The sequence below is a fragment of the Clostridium formicaceticum genome (assembly GCF_001854185.1).
Classification (GTDB): Bacteria; Bacillota; Clostridia; order Peptostreptococcales; family Natronincolaceae; genus Andreesenella; species Andreesenella formicacetica.
In genome coordinates this window covers 2631777-2647784 of record NZ_CP017603.1, presented here as the reverse complement: position 1 = coordinate 2647784, position 16008 = coordinate 2631777, and the positions used below count along the sequence as shown (strand labels likewise).

Annotated in this window: 16 protein-coding genes, 1 pseudogene and 1 riboswitch; of the genes and pseudogenes, 8 read left to right on the top strand and 9 right to left on the bottom strand. The window is 34.7% G+C overall.

All coding sequences use genetic code 11. From position 1 onward, the window contains the following. The first annotated feature begins 308 nt into the window (after positions 1 to 308). From BJL90_RS11880 to BJL90_RS11870, 3 genes are read left to right on the top strand one after another with little or no spacing between them, the layout of a single operon-like run. A complete protein-coding gene (locus tag BJL90_RS11880; RefSeq protein WP_070968141.1) occupies positions 309 to 1295 on the top strand; it encodes a TAXI family TRAP transporter solute-binding subunit in 987 nt (328 codons plus the stop codon). Next, positions 1279 to 1818 carry a DUF1850 domain-containing protein gene (locus BJL90_RS11875; protein ID WP_070968139.1) on the top strand — a complete coding sequence of 180 codons (540 nt, stop codon included), beginning with the start codon at positions 1279 to 1281 and terminating at the stop codon, positions 1816 to 1818. Before BJL90_RS11880 ends, BJL90_RS11875 begins: the two co-directional genes overlap by 17 nt. A gap of 2 nt (positions 1819 to 1820) precedes the next feature. After that, positions 1821 to 3785 carry a TRAP transporter permease gene (locus tag BJL90_RS11870; RefSeq protein WP_070968137.1) on the top strand — a complete coding sequence of 655 codons (1965 nt, stop codon included), beginning with the start codon at positions 1821 to 1823 and terminating at the stop codon, positions 3783 to 3785. A 310-nt stretch (positions 3786 to 4095) separates the two neighbouring features. Here BJL90_RS11870 and BJL90_RS11865 read toward each other — a convergent pair whose 3' ends face one another. From BJL90_RS11865 to BJL90_RS11840, 6 genes are all read right to left on the bottom strand, one after another. Further along, positions 4096 to 4371 carry a hypothetical protein gene (locus BJL90_RS11865; RefSeq protein ID WP_070968134.1) on the bottom strand — a complete coding sequence of 92 codons (276 nt, stop codon included), beginning with the start codon at positions 4369 to 4371 and terminating at the stop codon, positions 4096 to 4098. Between the two features lie 664 nt (positions 4372 to 5035). Beyond that, positions 5036 to 6229 (bottom strand): substrate-binding domain-containing protein, encoded by a 1194-nt coding sequence (locus BJL90_RS11860; protein ID WP_156778768.1) that lies wholly within the window; start codon positions 6227 to 6229, stop codon positions 5036 to 5038. A gap of 166 nt (positions 6230 to 6395) precedes the next feature. After that, a riboswitch (molybdenum cofactor riboswitch) is annotated at positions 6396 to 6517 on the bottom strand. A gap of 92 nt (positions 6518 to 6609) precedes the next feature. Further along, positions 6610 to 8295, bottom strand: a complete 1686-nt coding sequence (locus BJL90_RS11855) for a methyl-accepting chemotaxis protein (protein WP_070968131.1) — start codon at positions 8293 to 8295, stop codon at positions 6610 to 6612. 306 nt (positions 8296 to 8601) lie between these two features. After that, positions 8602 to 9525: a ketopantoate reductase family protein gene (locus BJL90_RS11850; protein ID WP_070968129.1), complete on the bottom strand. Its 924-nt coding sequence runs from the start codon at positions 9523 to 9525 to the stop codon at positions 8602 to 8604. Positions 9526 to 9623: 98 nt separating this feature from the next. Next, positions 9624 to 10571 (bottom strand): bifunctional helix-turn-helix transcriptional regulator/GNAT family N-acetyltransferase, encoded by a 948-nt coding sequence (locus BJL90_RS11845; RefSeq protein ID WP_070968126.1) that lies wholly within the window; start codon positions 10569 to 10571, stop codon positions 9624 to 9626. 438 nt (positions 10572 to 11009) lie between these two features. Continuing rightward, positions 11010 to 11492, bottom strand: coding sequence for an IS200/IS605 family accessory protein TnpB-related protein (locus tag BJL90_RS11840; protein ID WP_236904906.1), 483 nt, complete (start codon positions 11490 to 11492; stop codon positions 11010 to 11012). 100 nt (positions 11493 to 11592) lie between these two features. On the opposite strand from BJL90_RS11840, the gene BJL90_RS22390 reads away from it, so the two are divergent. From BJL90_RS22390 to BJL90_RS22775, 3 genes and pseudogenes are all read left to right on the top strand, one after another. Further along, positions 11593 to 11751: a hypothetical protein gene (locus tag BJL90_RS22390; protein WP_169824211.1), complete on the top strand. Its 159-nt coding sequence runs from the start codon at positions 11593 to 11595 to the stop codon at positions 11749 to 11751. Between the two features lie 7 nt (positions 11752 to 11758). After that, positions 11759 to 11815 (top strand): annotated as a pseudogene (locus BJL90_RS23285) (hypothetical protein); the annotation flags it as partial. A 41-nt stretch (positions 11816 to 11856) separates the two neighbouring features. Further along, positions 11857 to 11964: a transposase gene (locus BJL90_RS22775; RefSeq protein ID WP_236904905.1), complete on the top strand. Its 108-nt coding sequence runs from the start codon at positions 11857 to 11859 to the stop codon at positions 11962 to 11964. Positions 11965 to 12123: 159 nt separating this feature from the next. Here BJL90_RS22775 and BJL90_RS11835 read toward each other — a convergent pair whose 3' ends face one another. From BJL90_RS11835 to BJL90_RS23280, 3 genes are all read right to left on the bottom strand, one after another. After that, positions 12124 to 12333 carry a DUF3006 domain-containing protein gene (locus BJL90_RS11835; protein ID WP_070968123.1) on the bottom strand — a complete coding sequence of 70 codons (210 nt, stop codon included), beginning with the start codon at positions 12331 to 12333 and terminating at the stop codon, positions 12124 to 12126. Between the two features lie 14 nt (positions 12334 to 12347). Next, positions 12348 to 13661, bottom strand: coding sequence for a ComEC/Rec2 family competence protein (locus BJL90_RS11830; RefSeq protein WP_070968121.1), 1314 nt, complete (start codon positions 13659 to 13661; stop codon positions 12348 to 12350). 84 nt (positions 13662 to 13745) lie between these two features. Then, complete coding sequence (locus BJL90_RS23280) at positions 13746 to 14150, bottom strand: DUF4181 domain-containing protein (RefSeq protein WP_418219430.1); 405 nt, start codon at positions 14148 to 14150, stop codon at positions 13746 to 13748. A 721-nt stretch (positions 14151 to 14871) separates the two neighbouring features. On the opposite strand from BJL90_RS23280, the gene BJL90_RS11820 reads away from it, so the two are divergent. Together BJL90_RS11820 and BJL90_RS11815 are read left to right on the top strand one after the other, a co-directional pair. Further along, entirely contained in the window at positions 14872 to 15318 is a 447-nt protein-coding gene (locus tag BJL90_RS11820; protein ID WP_236904904.1) for a ribosomal maturation YjgA family protein, read from the top strand. A 258-nt stretch (positions 15319 to 15576) separates the two neighbouring features. Next, positions 15577 to 15918 (top strand): carboxymuconolactone decarboxylase family protein, encoded by a 342-nt coding sequence (locus BJL90_RS11815; protein ID WP_070968117.1) that lies wholly within the window; start codon positions 15577 to 15579, stop codon positions 15916 to 15918. The last annotated feature ends 90 nt before the right edge of the window (positions 15919 to 16008 follow it).

Sequence of the window (16008 nt, the reverse complement as noted above, 5' to 3'; positions counted from 1 at the left end):
AAAATTTTCTGCCAATTGTTTGTTCTTTTCGTATTTCTTTTATATTTTATTATTTTTTAGGTGGTCAAGCAGCAAAAAATATAGTATAATGTACTCATGTTATCATTACACTTCACCGTTTTTCAAGGTTTTCACATGTGCTTTTTTCTACATTTCGCATTTTTTACTTTATAACATCAATTGCATTTTTAATTTTTATTCATTTTATTTTAATATTCTTTTCATTTTGCAAATGAATAAATACAATGTTTTTAGAAAAGTTATTTTTAATAAAAATAGCTTTTTATAAATAAAAAGGGGGAAAAAAAATGAAAAAATTTAAATCTATTTCTATGTTACTAGTTTGTTTATTACTAGTAACCGTATTGGTAGTAGGGTGTGGTAGTGATAATGCTACAGGTGGAGAAGGTGACGCGCCATCTCGTTTAGCTGTTGCTACTGGTGGTACAACAGGTGTTTACTATCCATTAGGGGGAGCTTTTGCTAGTATTATTAGTGAAAATGTTGATGGTGCATCTGCTAATGCAGAATCTACTGGAGCATCTGTTGAAAATGTTAACCTATTAAACTTTGGGAATGTAGACTTTGCCTTAGTTCAAAACGATATCTCCTATTATGCTTTCAATGGCATCGAAATGTTCGATGATCAAGAACCAATGGATAACCTTAGAGGTTTAGCAACCCTTTATCCAGAAACAATTCAAATCGTAGCTGATGCTTCTGCTGGTATTAATAGTGTTGAAGACTTAAGGGGCAAACGCGTTGCAGTAGGGGCTCCAGGAAGCGGTACTGAAGCCAATGCTCGTCAAATCTTGGCAGCTTATGGGCTTACTTATGACGACATTCAAGCTGACTATTTATCCTTTGGTGAAGCTGCGGATAACCTAAAAGATGGACATGTTCAAGCAGCCTTTGTTACTGCTGGTACACCAACGGCGGCGATTACTGACTTAGCTACAACTCATAATATCAACTTGGTCTCTGTTTCTTCAGATATAGCACAAACACTGATTGCTGACTACCCATATTATGCAGAAGTTGTTATCCCTGCAGGTACTTATCGAAATCAAGATGAAGATGTTCATGCAGTTGCGGTTATGGCAATGTTAGCAGTAAGAGCTGATTTATCTGAGGATTTGGTATATGATATCACAAAAGCATTGTTTGAAAACTTAGATACTTTATCAGCAGCTCATGCTAGAGGTGGAGATGTAAACTTAGACACAGCTTTAGATGGTATGTCTTTAGAGATTCATCCAGGAGCACAGCGTTACTTTGATGAAGTTATTAACTAATCAAGTTGGGAACGGGTATCGAAGATTTCGATACCCGACCCTTTTGATTTTTTCTGGTTTCATATTAAGTTTACTATTGACTTATCTAGCTTGGCCCGTCTATGGCATTGAAATTTCCACTAATCATGTGGCATTAAAGACATTTATTATACCTTGTGACAGTGAAATCTATATAGATTACACCCACTCGGTTGAAAAAACATCTGTAAGAGATGTTTTTGAAATAGGAAGAAATCATCATTTTTTATTGATCCGAACAGAGTATAGCTCCTTTGGAGCAGGATTACCTACAGACAATTTCGGTGAATTTAAAGTTGTCGATGGTATTTTTATCAACAGTGGGATCAATCAAGAACTATCAAATATTTCTCTACGGGTTGGAAGAATAGCAAATCATAGTCTAGTCTTAGAGGACGGAAGACATATATATTTAAAAGACTATGCAGAAGGTGGCAGTTTGGTTATCATAAAACCTGTAAAGACGACAAGATTCCAGGCTTTCTTTATTCAAAAGGAGGATTAGCAGTGAAGAAAAAACAAAGAAACATTCAAGACAGTGTAGAAGAAAAAATCAATGTTGATGAAAAATTAGCTGAGTTTGATACATCCTCTAATATCCGTAACTTGAAGGGATTATTGGGGAAAATCATTGCAATTATTGCAATCGTCATGTCTATTTTTCATCTATATACAGCAGGCTTTGGAACACTTTTAGCAATGAAGCAACGATCTCTCCATTTACTGTTTGTGTTCGTTTTAGGTTTTGTATTGTATCCTATTCATAAAAATTCAAGCAAAACAAAGGTTCCTTTTTATGATTGGATATTCACAGCAGGCGGTGTGATGGTTACTTCCTACATCCTTTTCTTTTATGAAGATTTAGTGAGACGTGGTGGAAGACCCACTAGTCTAGACCTTTTTATGGGTATTCTTGCCATATTCCTTGTGCTAGAAGTAACTCGTCGTAGTATCGGTCCAGAGCTTCCCATTATTGCTGTCATAGCTATTGCTTATGTATTCGTAGGACCATATTTGCCTGGTGCCCTGGGTCATAGAGGTTATAATATAGCTAGAATTGTAAATCAGCTTTATATGACTACTGAAGGTATATTTGGTACGCCATTAGGTGTATCTTCAACCTTTGTATTTATGTTTATATTGTTTGGGTCCTTTCTAGAGGTGACTGGCGTGGGACAATTCTTTATAGATGTGGCCTTTGCTATGGCAGGGCATAGAAAAGGTGGGCCTGCTAAAGCGGCGGTGGTAGCCAGTGGGTTTATGGGTTCTATCTCCGGTAGCTCTATTGCCAATACTGTTACCACAGGAGCCTTTACCATACCTCTTATGAAGAAGGTGGGGTATAAACCTAACTTTGCTGGTGCAGTAGAAGCTGCTGCTTCCACTGGAGGTCAAATTTTACCACCTGTTATGGGGGCTGCTGCATTTATTATGTCGGAATTTACCAATATACCCTATATTACAATTGTTGTTAGTGCCTTTATTCCAGCGCTATTATATTATTTAGGTGTAATTGTTATGGTACATCTTCAAGCATCTAAGCAAAATCTTCAAGGTATGCCTAAGGAAGAACTTCCAGATTTTAAAAAGACATTTAAGATGGGCTTTCACCTTTTGCTTCCGTTGGTAGGGGTTGTTTTATTTCTGATTAGATACTCCCCTTTAAAAGCTGCTCTTTTGAGTATTATCGTAGCTTTAGGCGTCAGTCTTATTCGATCCCATACTAGAATCAAGCCAAAAGATCTTTTTATTGCTTTAGAAGATGGTGCTAAAAAAGCTGTTAGTGTTGCTGCCGCCTGCGCTTGCGCTGGGATTATCGTAGGAATTGTTACTTTGACTGGTTTAGGACTTACCTTTGCAAATCTCATCATAAACTTAGCTGGAGGCATGCTTCTGCCTACGTTATTCCTAACTATGGTGGCCTCCATTATATTAGGTATGGGCCTTCCTACTACAGCAAAGTATATTGTCCTTGCAACAATGGCAGCACCTGCTTTGACTGAATTAGGCGTACCAGTTATTGCAGCACATTTATTTATTCTGTATTTTGGTGTAATCGCTGACGTAACACCACCGGTTGCATTAGCAGCCTATGCTGGAGCAGGAATAGCTGGCGGTGACTCGTTTAAGACAGGTATACAAGCTTTAAAATTAGGATCTGCTGGTTTTATCATTCCTTATATATTTGCAATGAGTCCAGCACTTCTGTTGATCGACGTAACTATAGTACAAGCGATTGTTGCCACCATTACAGCATGCTTAGGTGTTGTTGCCTTTGCCAGTGGTGTACAAGGATACTTCTTAACCTTTACAAAATTTCATGAACGAATTATGTTCCTATTAGCTGCTTTGTTTTTGATTCATCCAAATATGATCATTGACTTTGCAGGTCTAGCATTACTTGTTATTCCGGCAGTACTGCAGTATTCTAGATATAAAAGTGAAAAAACACAGGGTCACCCTATAGTATAGTGAATCCCTCTGTTATTAAAAAAAACTGGAATAAATAAATGTTATTCCAGTTTTTTTATAGTAAAATGATTTAGTCTACGCTGTTAATACTCTGTGGCTTTTAACTTATCTTCTTTCCGATGCCCCAAAATCAGTAGATTGGAACCAACACTTACTGTCCCCATTTTTAATAGAATTACAATACTTCATGTTACTTTATCCATGAATTTTAACATAAAAAAGGAACTGATTGCTCAGTTCCAGGAGTTCTTATCAAACCAATACATTCATTACAGTTGTCAGCAATCTTCTATATGTAATCATTGAACATTTATGCTACTTTATTATTCTGCACTTCCACTCTAATCATTTCATCATATTCATCTATTAAGCTTTCATCTAATGACCAAAAGAAAACCAACTCCTCAAACATGTCTTTGATTCTTTCTAAATCATCCTGCGCTGTCTCTTTCCCTAAGTCTTTAATTTTCTTCATAGCCGTTTGCTTCAATCCTTCAAGAGACATTACCATCAGTTCATTAATATCCATAATATCCATCAGTTTTCCTCCTTTCAATAGCACGCCTAAAATTAACTTCAAGGACACAGATGCCACCTCTTACCTTGAACTTTAATATACCTTCCCATAATTTTATCTTTAGTATATTAAAATTCATAGAGGTAAATCTATACGCTGTTACAATTTCTTTGTATATAACTACCCTACTTTTAGTTAAATAATCATTTTAAATAACTATTATTATTATTTAATCATTAATTATTAGAATTTTAAGACTTTTTTAATTAGCTATCAGTAGAAACTTTTACAATGCTATTTGCTTCCTTTATAATACGGATATCATGGCCTGAATACATACAAAAGCAGCTTTCCGAAATAGAAAACTGCTTTTGTTCATTAACCTTAACACCAAAATCTAGCACGTTTTGTGTGTATATCTATATTTATTGTATCCTCTAAAATATATACACTATTCTTTAGTTTGCACTTTTACTTATTCTTGTGAAAGAACCATTCGGTGGCTCAACTGACATTGAGGACAATTTTTACCCTCATTGCTCTCCTCACACGCTTTACAATACTTAGTAAGACACTTGATACATCTATACAAAACATTACTACTATTATTTATTTCCTTACCACATCGTGGACATATATTTTTTTCCAATGCTTATCATCCCTTCTCTAGGTAAATTATTTGATACTTAAATGCCAGATAGTTTTTTAATTCTACACCTTTTATTATTATTTACTACCTGGATAGATTTTTCCATTCTGTAGAATCTGGGAAAAACATTGGCTCCCCATAGATATCTTTCTTAAAATCACGAATAATGGTTTGTCCTTCTTCGGAGGTCATAAATTCAATAAATGCCATTGCTAGTGAATGATTTACTTGAGAAAATCTTTCAGGGTTTACAGGTATTACCGAAATAAAGTTAAGCAGAGCCTCTTCTCCTTCCACAAGAGGAATGATTGTGATCTCATTTTTTAAAGCTAAATAGGTTGCTCTGTCAATCATAGTATAGGCTTGCTGCTCGTTAGTATATTTCAAAGTAGCAGAATTACCTTGTGACCCGCCCTCCCATACTATGTACCAATCTCCTTCAGGACTTAGGCCCGCCTCCTCCCATAATTCCATTTCTTTTACATGGGTACCAGAGTTATCCCCCCTACTAACTAACTTAATTTCATTTTCCATGATTTTCTTTAAAGCATCAGCCACAGTCCTTCCTTTAATCTCTGCAGGATCATTAGCAGGACCTATAATGACAAAATCATTGTACATAACAGCAATTCGCTCTTCCCCATAACCATCTGCGATAAATTGTTCCTCTAAGGCCTTAGCATGTACCATCACTAGATCAAAGTCTCCGGTTTTAGACATTTCCAAAGCTTTTCCTGTTCCTGCTCCTAAATATTCCACATTTACATCGGTTTTTTCTTCAAATTTTTGCGCTAGGGTTCCTACAATTCCTGCATCAATTGGGCCGATTGTACTAGCCATTTTTATTTTACTGTTTCGATCAAAAATAGATACCAAACCTTCACTTTTATTCCAATCTACTTTACTTCCTAAAACCTTATTAATAAATTCCATAGGTACCATCATACGTTGATTCATAACAACGATATTATTTTCCAAATCTACTTTTTTACTATTAACGGTAATTTGCGTATCTTTGATAGGAACTTCAACGGTCTTATTCATTAATTTTACAATCGCCTTTTCCGCAACATCATCCCATTTCACTTCTGCACCAAGACTTTCACAGACAGCATGCAAAGGAATGAATACAACATTTTGTGTATCATCATAAATAGCTTCCTGTCCGGTGAATACAACTGGATGATTATCTACTACTACTTCTACAGGTTGCTGAGCCTGTACATTTAAAGTCATCAGCATAAAACAGCATAAGAATACAAATAATACTTTTTTCATTTCCTACCTCCTCATGTCATTTAATTTTATAATCAGTTTACCTCCTTATACAAACCTGATTTTCAACCCAGCATTTTTTTCTTAGGAATTTTTCTATTATATTCATAGAACAAATTTCTCTAAAATAAAAAAACGCCTTCAAAGAAGACGTAATACTTAAAATTACTAAGCATATCATCAGTCTCCTTTCCAAATGGGAGGCACTATTATTTCTAATAATACCCTATCGTTCTGTATTCCATTAGATTTTCTCTGGCAGGAATTACAGACTCGGAGATATTCTGTTTAAAGCTATTATAGTTTAAAGTGAAAAATTTGTCAATAATTCACAAAATGTGAAAATACTATATAGCGTTGAGTTTCATTGCTTTATACACTATTTAATATCTAAATATAGAAATAGCGTTACTTAATTCCTCAGCCATTGATGAAAGGTTTGTTGCTGAGTTTGCTATTTCTTCCATTGCCGCTGTTTGTTCTTCAGCACCTGCTGACACTTCTTGTGCAGAGGCAGCCGTTTGCTGAGAAATTGCAGACATTGACTGGAAGCTTGAAGTTATCTCAACTGCATCTTTCGTTACATCTTTTGCTAGGTCGCTGACTTCATTAACTTGTTTCACTACATTCATAATCGATTGATGTATTTCTTTAAAGGCTAGATTTGAATAATTTACAATTTCCACGCCTGCTTCCACTTCGTCACTATTTATTCTCATAGAATCTACTACATTATTTACCTGTTCTTGTATGTCTAGGATTAATTGTGCTATCTGATTGCTAGATTGTGATGATTCCTCAGCTAACTTACGAATCTCTTCTGCAACAACAGCAAAACCTCTTCCTGCATCTCCAGCTCTAGCAGCTTCAATCGCTGCATTTAATGCTAAAAGATTTGTTTGCCCTGCGATTGCTCCAATAGCATCTACTATTTTTTCAATTTCTTTCGAACTGTCATTTAATCGTAAAACGACTTTAGAGGTTTCTTCTGTTGAACTTTTAATATTCTTCATCTTTTGCACTACTTCTTGAGAAGCTTTTATTCCACTTTCAGCCGAATGTAATGTTTCATTTGATGAGGCGCTAATACTATCAACATTGAGGGATACCTGCTGAATGTTTGTTGAAACATTCGCAATCAGTTTATTAGACTGTTCAATAGCACAAGCTTGCTCACTGGCTGCATTGGCTACTTCGCTGACCATTGTTGATACTTCTTCTGATGTTGCTGAAGTTTCCTGCGAAGAGGCAGACAATTGTTGGCTAGTTGCTGCAACCTGTTCTGATACCTCTGCCGTTTGCATTATTATTTGTCTTAAACTGAGTATCATTTTATTAAAGGATTCAACCAGCAAACTAACTTCATCTCGGGTTTGAATACTTATTTCTTTTGTTAAATCACCCTCCGCCACATTTTTTGAGACTTCAACCAATTGCTTTATTGGTTTAGTAATGCTTCTTGTTAAAATAATTCCTACAACTATGCTAATAGCAAGGGCTATACCTAGAATAAGCATAGTAATAAAGTGAATACTATCGTTGATCCTTCTTATCTCCACCGTTTTAGCATCTATATGTTGTTCTCTTGTAGTAATTATAGCTTCGGTTAGTTGTTTGATTTCCTGTACCTTTGGCATAGCTCTATAATTCATTTCTACAGCAGCTTCATAATTCCCTAATTTTCTTAACTCTATTACTTTTTCGGCAATGTCATCATATTCTTTTAATATATTGATTACCTGTTGATTTTCTTGTCTTCCTTCCTCCGTTAAAGAAAGATTTAAGCTTGCTTCAGCATAATCCTGCGCTCGAGTCTTATAATATGTAAATTGACTTATTTGTTCTACATCACCAGTAATGATATAGCCTCTAAGGACTGCGACTTTGTCCATTACAGAAATCTCAAGGTTCTTAGCAGCAAGAATAGCAGGTATTTGCATATCTACAATTTCACCGTTTATACTACTAATCTGTTGTTGTCCAAAAAGTGAATAAATTCCTAAGCCTAACATTAACAAGACAATAACCAAAAATCCTGAAATAACCTTAGTTCCGATTTTAATTTTCAACTAAAATATCTCCTCTCCAACAATTTGTAGAACTGGTTAGGATAAGTCGTATTCATTATATATTTTAGATCATATAAAGAAAAAAATAATAGCTATCAGCCCTTATCATAACTTCATTTCTGTGCTAATTATACCTAATTTTTATATAATTTTCTATCATTTTCTACATGATATTACAAATTTTTTAATCTTAAGAAGAGGAACTTTGCTATTTTCTATTAGCTAATTTATTTACTACGAATTCCAGCTAATTTTTGGTTCTTTTTCTGCTGCTTAGGTTAAATTTAATTGGCAAACAGTAATATTTTATACGATTTCTATATAACCAAAATGATCTGCTATTTTTTTATAGTTGGGGAGATCAACACCATATTTTTTTCCAATGCGTACAACATCAAATATAAGTTCATCTTTTTCACTACTTTTACCTGCCTGTATATCCTTTTGCATTGAAGCTGTAGTATCTGAAGTAAGTCCAGCTAAAATATCCAAATTTTCCTCCACTAGATCGGTGCCGAGCCCTATGCCTAATGCATGTGCAACACTTTCTAGTTCCTTAAGGAGAGCTATGAACATCTCTCTGCAACTCCCCTCCTTCTGTAACTCACCAGCTACAACACCAAAATATGCACCAGTAGCTGCATAAGCAGATGTAAAGGAAAATTTTCTAAATATATCACGTTTTATATTGTTTGAAACAATCCCTTCTATTCCTGATTCTACGAGGTCTGCTTGTATTTTATGTAATACCTCCATGGAAACCTTTTTGTTCTCTCTAGCCCCAAAAACAACGCGAAAAATTTTGATACCCTGTGTAATTTCACCAGGGGCTGATATATATGCACTCACATAAACACAACCATCCAAGACGGTTACTTCCGGCAAAGCTTCCTCTAATTTTTCTCCTATATTTAATGCATTTAAAATTGGAATTATTACCGTTTTCTCATGAGAAGCTTTTTTTACCATAGAAATAGCCTCATATAACGAGTACCCTTTAACACATACGAAAATTACATCAAACTTTTCGAGTATTTCATCATTACTGAATACCTTTACATTTTTTAGCTTTATTTCACCTTTTCGTGATGAATAAACAATGAGTCCTTTTTCTTTCATAGCTTTTAGGTGAGTGCCTCTTGCAATAAATGTGACATCTTTTCCGCTGTTAGCTAAATATCCTCCGATACATCCTCCTGTCCCGCCTGTTCCCAATATTAAGTATTTCATAATATAATTCCTCCATATAATATGTTCTATAAACTTATTTTCATTAGAGAAGTATTATTTTCTAGTCACTCATTTTATAAGCCTTCTTGCCCAAATAGTTATAGCAAATTTAATTCAAAGGTTTGCTCAAGCAAATTCTTGCCCCATCCATGATTTTCACGCTCTGCCACCTTTCTAAACCCCACCTTCTCGTACATCCTAATAGCTGTTTTTTGCTCTTCAGTAGTCTCTAAAAATACACTTTGATATCCTTTTTCCCTACAGTACTGTATGGCTTCATTCAACAGTCTATTACCAATACTCATTCCTCTAAACTTCGGATGTAGGATGAACCACCGTAACTGAGCTTTTTTAGCTGAATGTCCGACAATTGCAATGGCACCAATCATATTTCCCTTTACTTCAGCAAACCAAAACTTGTCCTTTTCTGGATGATAATTTTCAAAAAAATCATAGAAGGTCTTGCAGACATACCCTTCAAATATATGGTTGTAACCACATTCTTTAGCATATATCCAGCCATGTAAATGAATAAGATATCCTACATCTCCTGGCTTCAGATCACAACGGATATTCACCTTTGCTTCAGTATTTTCTTCAGTAAGTATAGGTTTTGCTGATAGTAAGTTTTCAATCACCTCCATACCCTCCACCAACTTCTTTTGTTTTTCCTCCTGTAATCGAAAAATCATCTGAAAAATTTGTCTATCCGACAATTCATCCAAACGTAAAAGTGTTTCTTTTCCCCTATCTGTTAAATAAAGATAATATAATCGCCCATCTTCTGTGGATTGCACCCTGTAGGTCATCCCAGATTTTTCAAAGCGCTTTATAATTCTACTTAGATAGCCAGGATCAATACTTAGCTTCTCAATTAGCTTTTTAGAAGTACAGTTTTCTATATGTGCAATTTCATATAGCACGCGAGCTTCCGATAGAGAAAATTCACTATCCAGCATGTGATGATCTAAAAGTCCAAGAATATTAGTATAAAATCGATTAAACCTACGAATGGTATGAATCAAAGACTTATGGGCTGAATTCATAAGGATACCTCCTAAAATAAGACTTAACCCAGGGAGAGTTTTTACTCTCCCTGAATTGTAACCGAAGTTACTCCAAGGATGTAGTGCTTGATCTCCCACTTTAAGAAATAGGTGTCTTAGCAATACACCTAATGATAAAATTTACCATTTATTTCATTATAAGCATATTACTTGACAAAGTCAACCATTATAATTGACTTTGTCAAGTAATATGGATCAATACCACTTCTACGTGTTTTTGCACTAATCTTGACGCTTGCTATACTAAAAAACTATCACTAAATACGGCCTTCTAGGATCTGTAAATTTGCATTCCCGCTTGATTTTGATAATGTTTTTTTATATGCATTATACTAACATAGCTAATAATCAAAGTGAACTACCACCGAGACAAGCAACGGGTGGCTTCGTGAGAGGTTTGATATTTAAGTTTCCACCTCAACAGGCAACCCTTACTCTCAACGGGGAGGACGCACTCCCTTTATCCCTCATAGCTTGCACTATTTCAGGAATACATTTTTCTTCTTTTCTTAATATATTTAACGAGCCATTCACATCACTATTGACTAAGCCAAAGCTTGATTTGAATAACCCTCTAACTACTCTGCGCCTCTTATTATAGTGGTTTTTATCTATTGACTCTAAATCGAAGGCACTACAACCACTTGTATAGCTTTCTTCTTTAAATTTAACTTCAATGCCTTGTAGTTCAGCCTTGTATTTTATTAATTCAGTAAGTCTTTGTATAGGTATTTGAACAAAGGACTTATTGTAATTCATATCTTGCTTAATGCCTTTAATTTTACCTATAACTATTTTCTTTACTTTATGTTCTATTGCTTTATCAATAATATTTTTACTTGTTTTATGAAGATAATCATTAACATAGTTATTTCTATATCTTCTTAAAGAATTAATCATTTTCTCACCTCCTTAACATTGTTATCTATGTGTTTATTTTAACATGTTATCGATACATAGTCAGCTATGTGTTAAAATTAGCTTGTAGGAGGTGTTAAAAGTGGCAAGAAAAAATATTAATACCACAATAGACGAAGATTTATATACTGAAATTAAAATATTGGCTATCAAATTAAAAACAAATGCTAATGACTTAATCGAAGAAGGTATGAAGTATATCATTGAAAAACACAAAAACCAAGACGACAAGTCACAGTAAATAGAATATCAATTACCCTATCATTTTCTGTCTCAAGTATCGACACAATATTTTTAAAGACCAACTAGAATACCAGTTGTCAAAATGCTTTAAGGTGATATGTTATTGTTATGGGGTAGTGGATTATGGAGCAGGGGATATTATATCGGTACTGCTGGAACTGTAAGTGCTGAAATAATTCAAGAGTATATTCAGAATCAGAAGTTCGTGTAGTATAAAATCAAGGTGGCATCGAATCACCTTGATTTTATGCCCTTTCATCCTCCGAGATAAACAACGGAGGTTTTCGGTCATCTTTTATAAAAATCAATAAAATCTCCTGCAAGTGCATTTATAAATTTTGTATACATTTACATAGTTTTTAAAAATAGTTTAATCCTCCCACATATCCCGAAACCTATCCCCTATCTCCTTTTTCCTCTTCTTAGTGGCTTCATCATACCTATAGTAAATTCCTTCTTTTATAAGCAAAACATCCCCTTCTTTTACTTTTGAATCTATCAACTCTTTTTTTACCTCCACCATTTTTCCATCCATTTCAATTACCCCATAGTCTCCCTCAAAACGATCCAATATCATCATATGCTTCTCCTCCTCTATTGTGGTGTAAATGAGGTTTCTGTCGTAGCTTCTATAGCATCCTTCTTTGCGGTGACCTCTACCTTTACCTCATAACCAATGCTGGCTCTGCCAATACTATAGGATATTTCAGCTATGCCTTGTTCATCTGTTACTCCTTCATAAGGGGTAGCGGTAGATTTAAAATAGTTCAATAATTTTACCTCTGTTCCAGATACCGGCTGGCCCTTGGATGTCACCTCCACTGTCACAGTTACTGTGGTGTTTTGACTTGGTGTTGCATTATCTATAGAAGCCTTCACCTCCAAGTTTTCTATCGTCTCCTGAAGATTGTCTGCTACAACTTCTTCCTCGTCTACTTTTTTCTCTTTATGATCCACCTTTTTTTCTGCCAATATGCCCCCTATTGGCGTACCATCTGCTAGATAAATCCCTACTTCCTCACCATCTAAAATCACAACAATTGTTCCAGTTTCTGCAGTATTATAAAAAGCTATGTTGTTTTCTTCAAGCCTCTCTAATAATTCCTTATGGGGATGGCCATACTTATTTTCCTTTCCTGAAGAAATAATCCCATACTGAGGACTAGTCTTATCCAGAAACTCCTGCGTGCTGGAGGAATTGGATCCATGATGGGGAATTAATAATACATCTACCTTTAAATCCTCTTTACTCACCACCATCTCTTCTTCTGAAATTCTTTCCACATCTCCTGTTAACAGCAAAGAAGTATTACCCCATGTTATCTTAACAACGGCACTGTAATCATTAAGGTTCTCATAGGTATCCGATGCAGGGGCCACCAGTACTGCATCAACATTCCCGAAGGGAATCTCCACCCCTGCCTTAGCTGTTTTAAACTTCAATCCGGCTTCCTCAACTGCCTCTACAAAGTTCTCAAAAGTTTTTGTGGTATGGGTTACTTTAGGATAATATACTGCCCCTACTTCTAATTCTCTAAAAACAGTAGGTGCCCCATTGATGTGATCTGCATGGGGATGAGTAAATACGGCTACATTAATTTTCTCATAACCTAGACCCTTTATGTAATCAACAATAATACTCCCTACATCTCCATCACCTCCAGCGTCATAAAGCATCGTCTGACCTTCTGGTCCTACTATAAAAGTAGCATTTCCCTGGCCTACATCAATAAAATGCACTTCTAAATTCTTACCATCTTCCCTCTGAAAAACAGCAATTTCCTGAGTCGTTTGTGACTGTATTGTCTCTTGTAGGTTGTTCCCTTCGTCTATTCCACCACATCCAACCAATAACATAAAAACCATTGAAAAAATTAGTATCAAACTACGCTGCTTTTTTGTCAACATCTCGATTAGCCTCCATAATAATGTTTTTTATCTTCTTCAGTCTATGTGAATTTTAATCGTTTTAAAAATATTCTCTTATCTACATTAACTGCGTAAAAAATTAACTATAGGAATGTTAAATTTGTTAAATATCAAAATTGATACAATATACATAACTGTAGCTGCACCACTTATAATATATTCTTTGGACTTCCTAGCATATTTCCATTCTATGAATGTTCGAAAACTAAATAAAGTCCCAAAGTAAATGACCATTATGTTTGTAGGTTGAATAGAATGTAAGGTGGGCAATGCGAAAGATACAAAAGTAAAGCTAATAAAGAAAACAAGCATGATGCTTCTTTCTCCTATTTTATGAAACTTATTTACATATTTATACAATATACCATTTCGCTTCCCTATACCAAAGAATTTCCTCAGTGCTTTTTCAATTAGGTGAAAAACAATAAAAAGAATCAGCAACAAAATAAATAGTTTTGTTAAAAACATTCTTGGTAAAAACATCTATTAAACACTCCTTTTTCCTATAAGTCTACTATTATAAAAACACTTACCTCAACAAATTTAGTTGTATCCCCCCTATCTATGCCAAAATACATAATTTATCAGCATCACCCTCAAAAACAGAAAAAAAAGTTGGTATAAAGCATTTGCTTTGTATTCGTTTTTAACACAAAACAAAAACAATGGTGTTAGAAGTAATCATGTATTGCCTACAGTTATAGTATTCTATGCACAGGGTGTAAATCCCTTTTAACTTTTCTAGTTAAAACTACCCTCATGGTGCTAAGCCAGTTTATTTATTTATTTTCTTCTAAGTAATAACACATCCAAAATTTTTTCACACCTCCAAACAGTTTTATCTTGATTTTGTTTTTAGAGTAAAGACCCCACCTCTGAGCGTTAGCGTGGGTGGGATTTTTAAATCAGATGAAGTAGACTCTCCACCTGATTCCCCCATGTTTCAGCTTGTTGAAACGAGTTCACTGAATTCTATTTGAGACATATCTACATAACATCAGCTTCGTCATGATACTATACAGCATTTCCAAGGAAATAATTAGATGCAGCATGTCTATTAAGCATATTTAGAAATGATTTTGAATGACTTTATATATGGAGGTGCACTTAATATGTTTCTTTATTAAAATTGTTTAAAAGGAAAAGATATTTTTATGTGGAATTAATAAAGATCTCAAATTATATTTATATGAATAGCTTTTTAAATAGGTTTATTCATAGCTCTAGAAAGGAGAGTTTAACAACGGCTATGAAACGTAATAGGTGTATATATTTAATTTTAATTGTACTAGTAATTATTTTGGGCTTAGGTTCAAGGTCAGGTTTTGGGCCAAAATGGATACATCTTTATGTAGGCGATGTTTTATGGGCCCTTATGCTTTTCTTTATTGTTGGGCTTGTGTTTAAAGAAAAAAATACCTACTGGGTGGCAGTGACTGCCGTTTCTATTGCCTTTTTAGTGGAGTTTAGTCAATTGTACCAAGCAACATGGATCAATGCTATAAGACATACAAAAATTGGTGGATTAGTTTTAGGCTTTGGTTTTTTATGGACTGACTTACTTTCATATACGATAGGAATTAGTATAGGTGTTCTATTAGAAAAAAAGGTGTTCACTTATTCTCATATTTCTTAAACCGCCCATAAAAGTAGTCCTAGATAATACCTACTAGCTTTGTAGTTTTTGGAACAATCGTCCCTCCATTTTTTTACTAAAGACAAGCTCTGATTCAAACTCCTAGTTTATTTCCACCTTAGGTCTTCCTTGTTCCCTTTCCTTACTTATTGAAATGCCTTCTTTGCTAAATACTTAAAATTCTAACTGTATGGTTTACTAAGGAAACTTTTGGGACAAAATATAACCAATCCTATTAAAATATAAGGCGGAGATATGATGAATGATTATTTTGATAACCTAGACATTATTGAAAAGAATCTTAAATACTTCACTGAAAATCATGGTGAAATCTATGCTGCTTATGAAAGGTTTGGAAAACTAATTCATGTAGAGGGTGGTCCTTTAGATGAAAAAACGCGTTGGCTTATTAAAGTAGCTCTGTCTACTAACTCTCAATATGAATATGCTTTAAGAACCCATATTCTTAAAGCTTTAAAAGCTGGCTGCACTAAGGAAGAGATAGAACACGCTATACTCTTGGTGGCGCCCACATGTGGATTTCCTAGAATGATGCAAGGCTTACTTATATTAAGGCATATTCTAAAACAGCAAAAGTAAAATAGGTTTGACACTAGCAAAGGAGTCCTGAATTCAGGGCTCCTTTGCTAGTTTTTTTATCCTTCTGTGTATTACTAAGACGCCCACTTC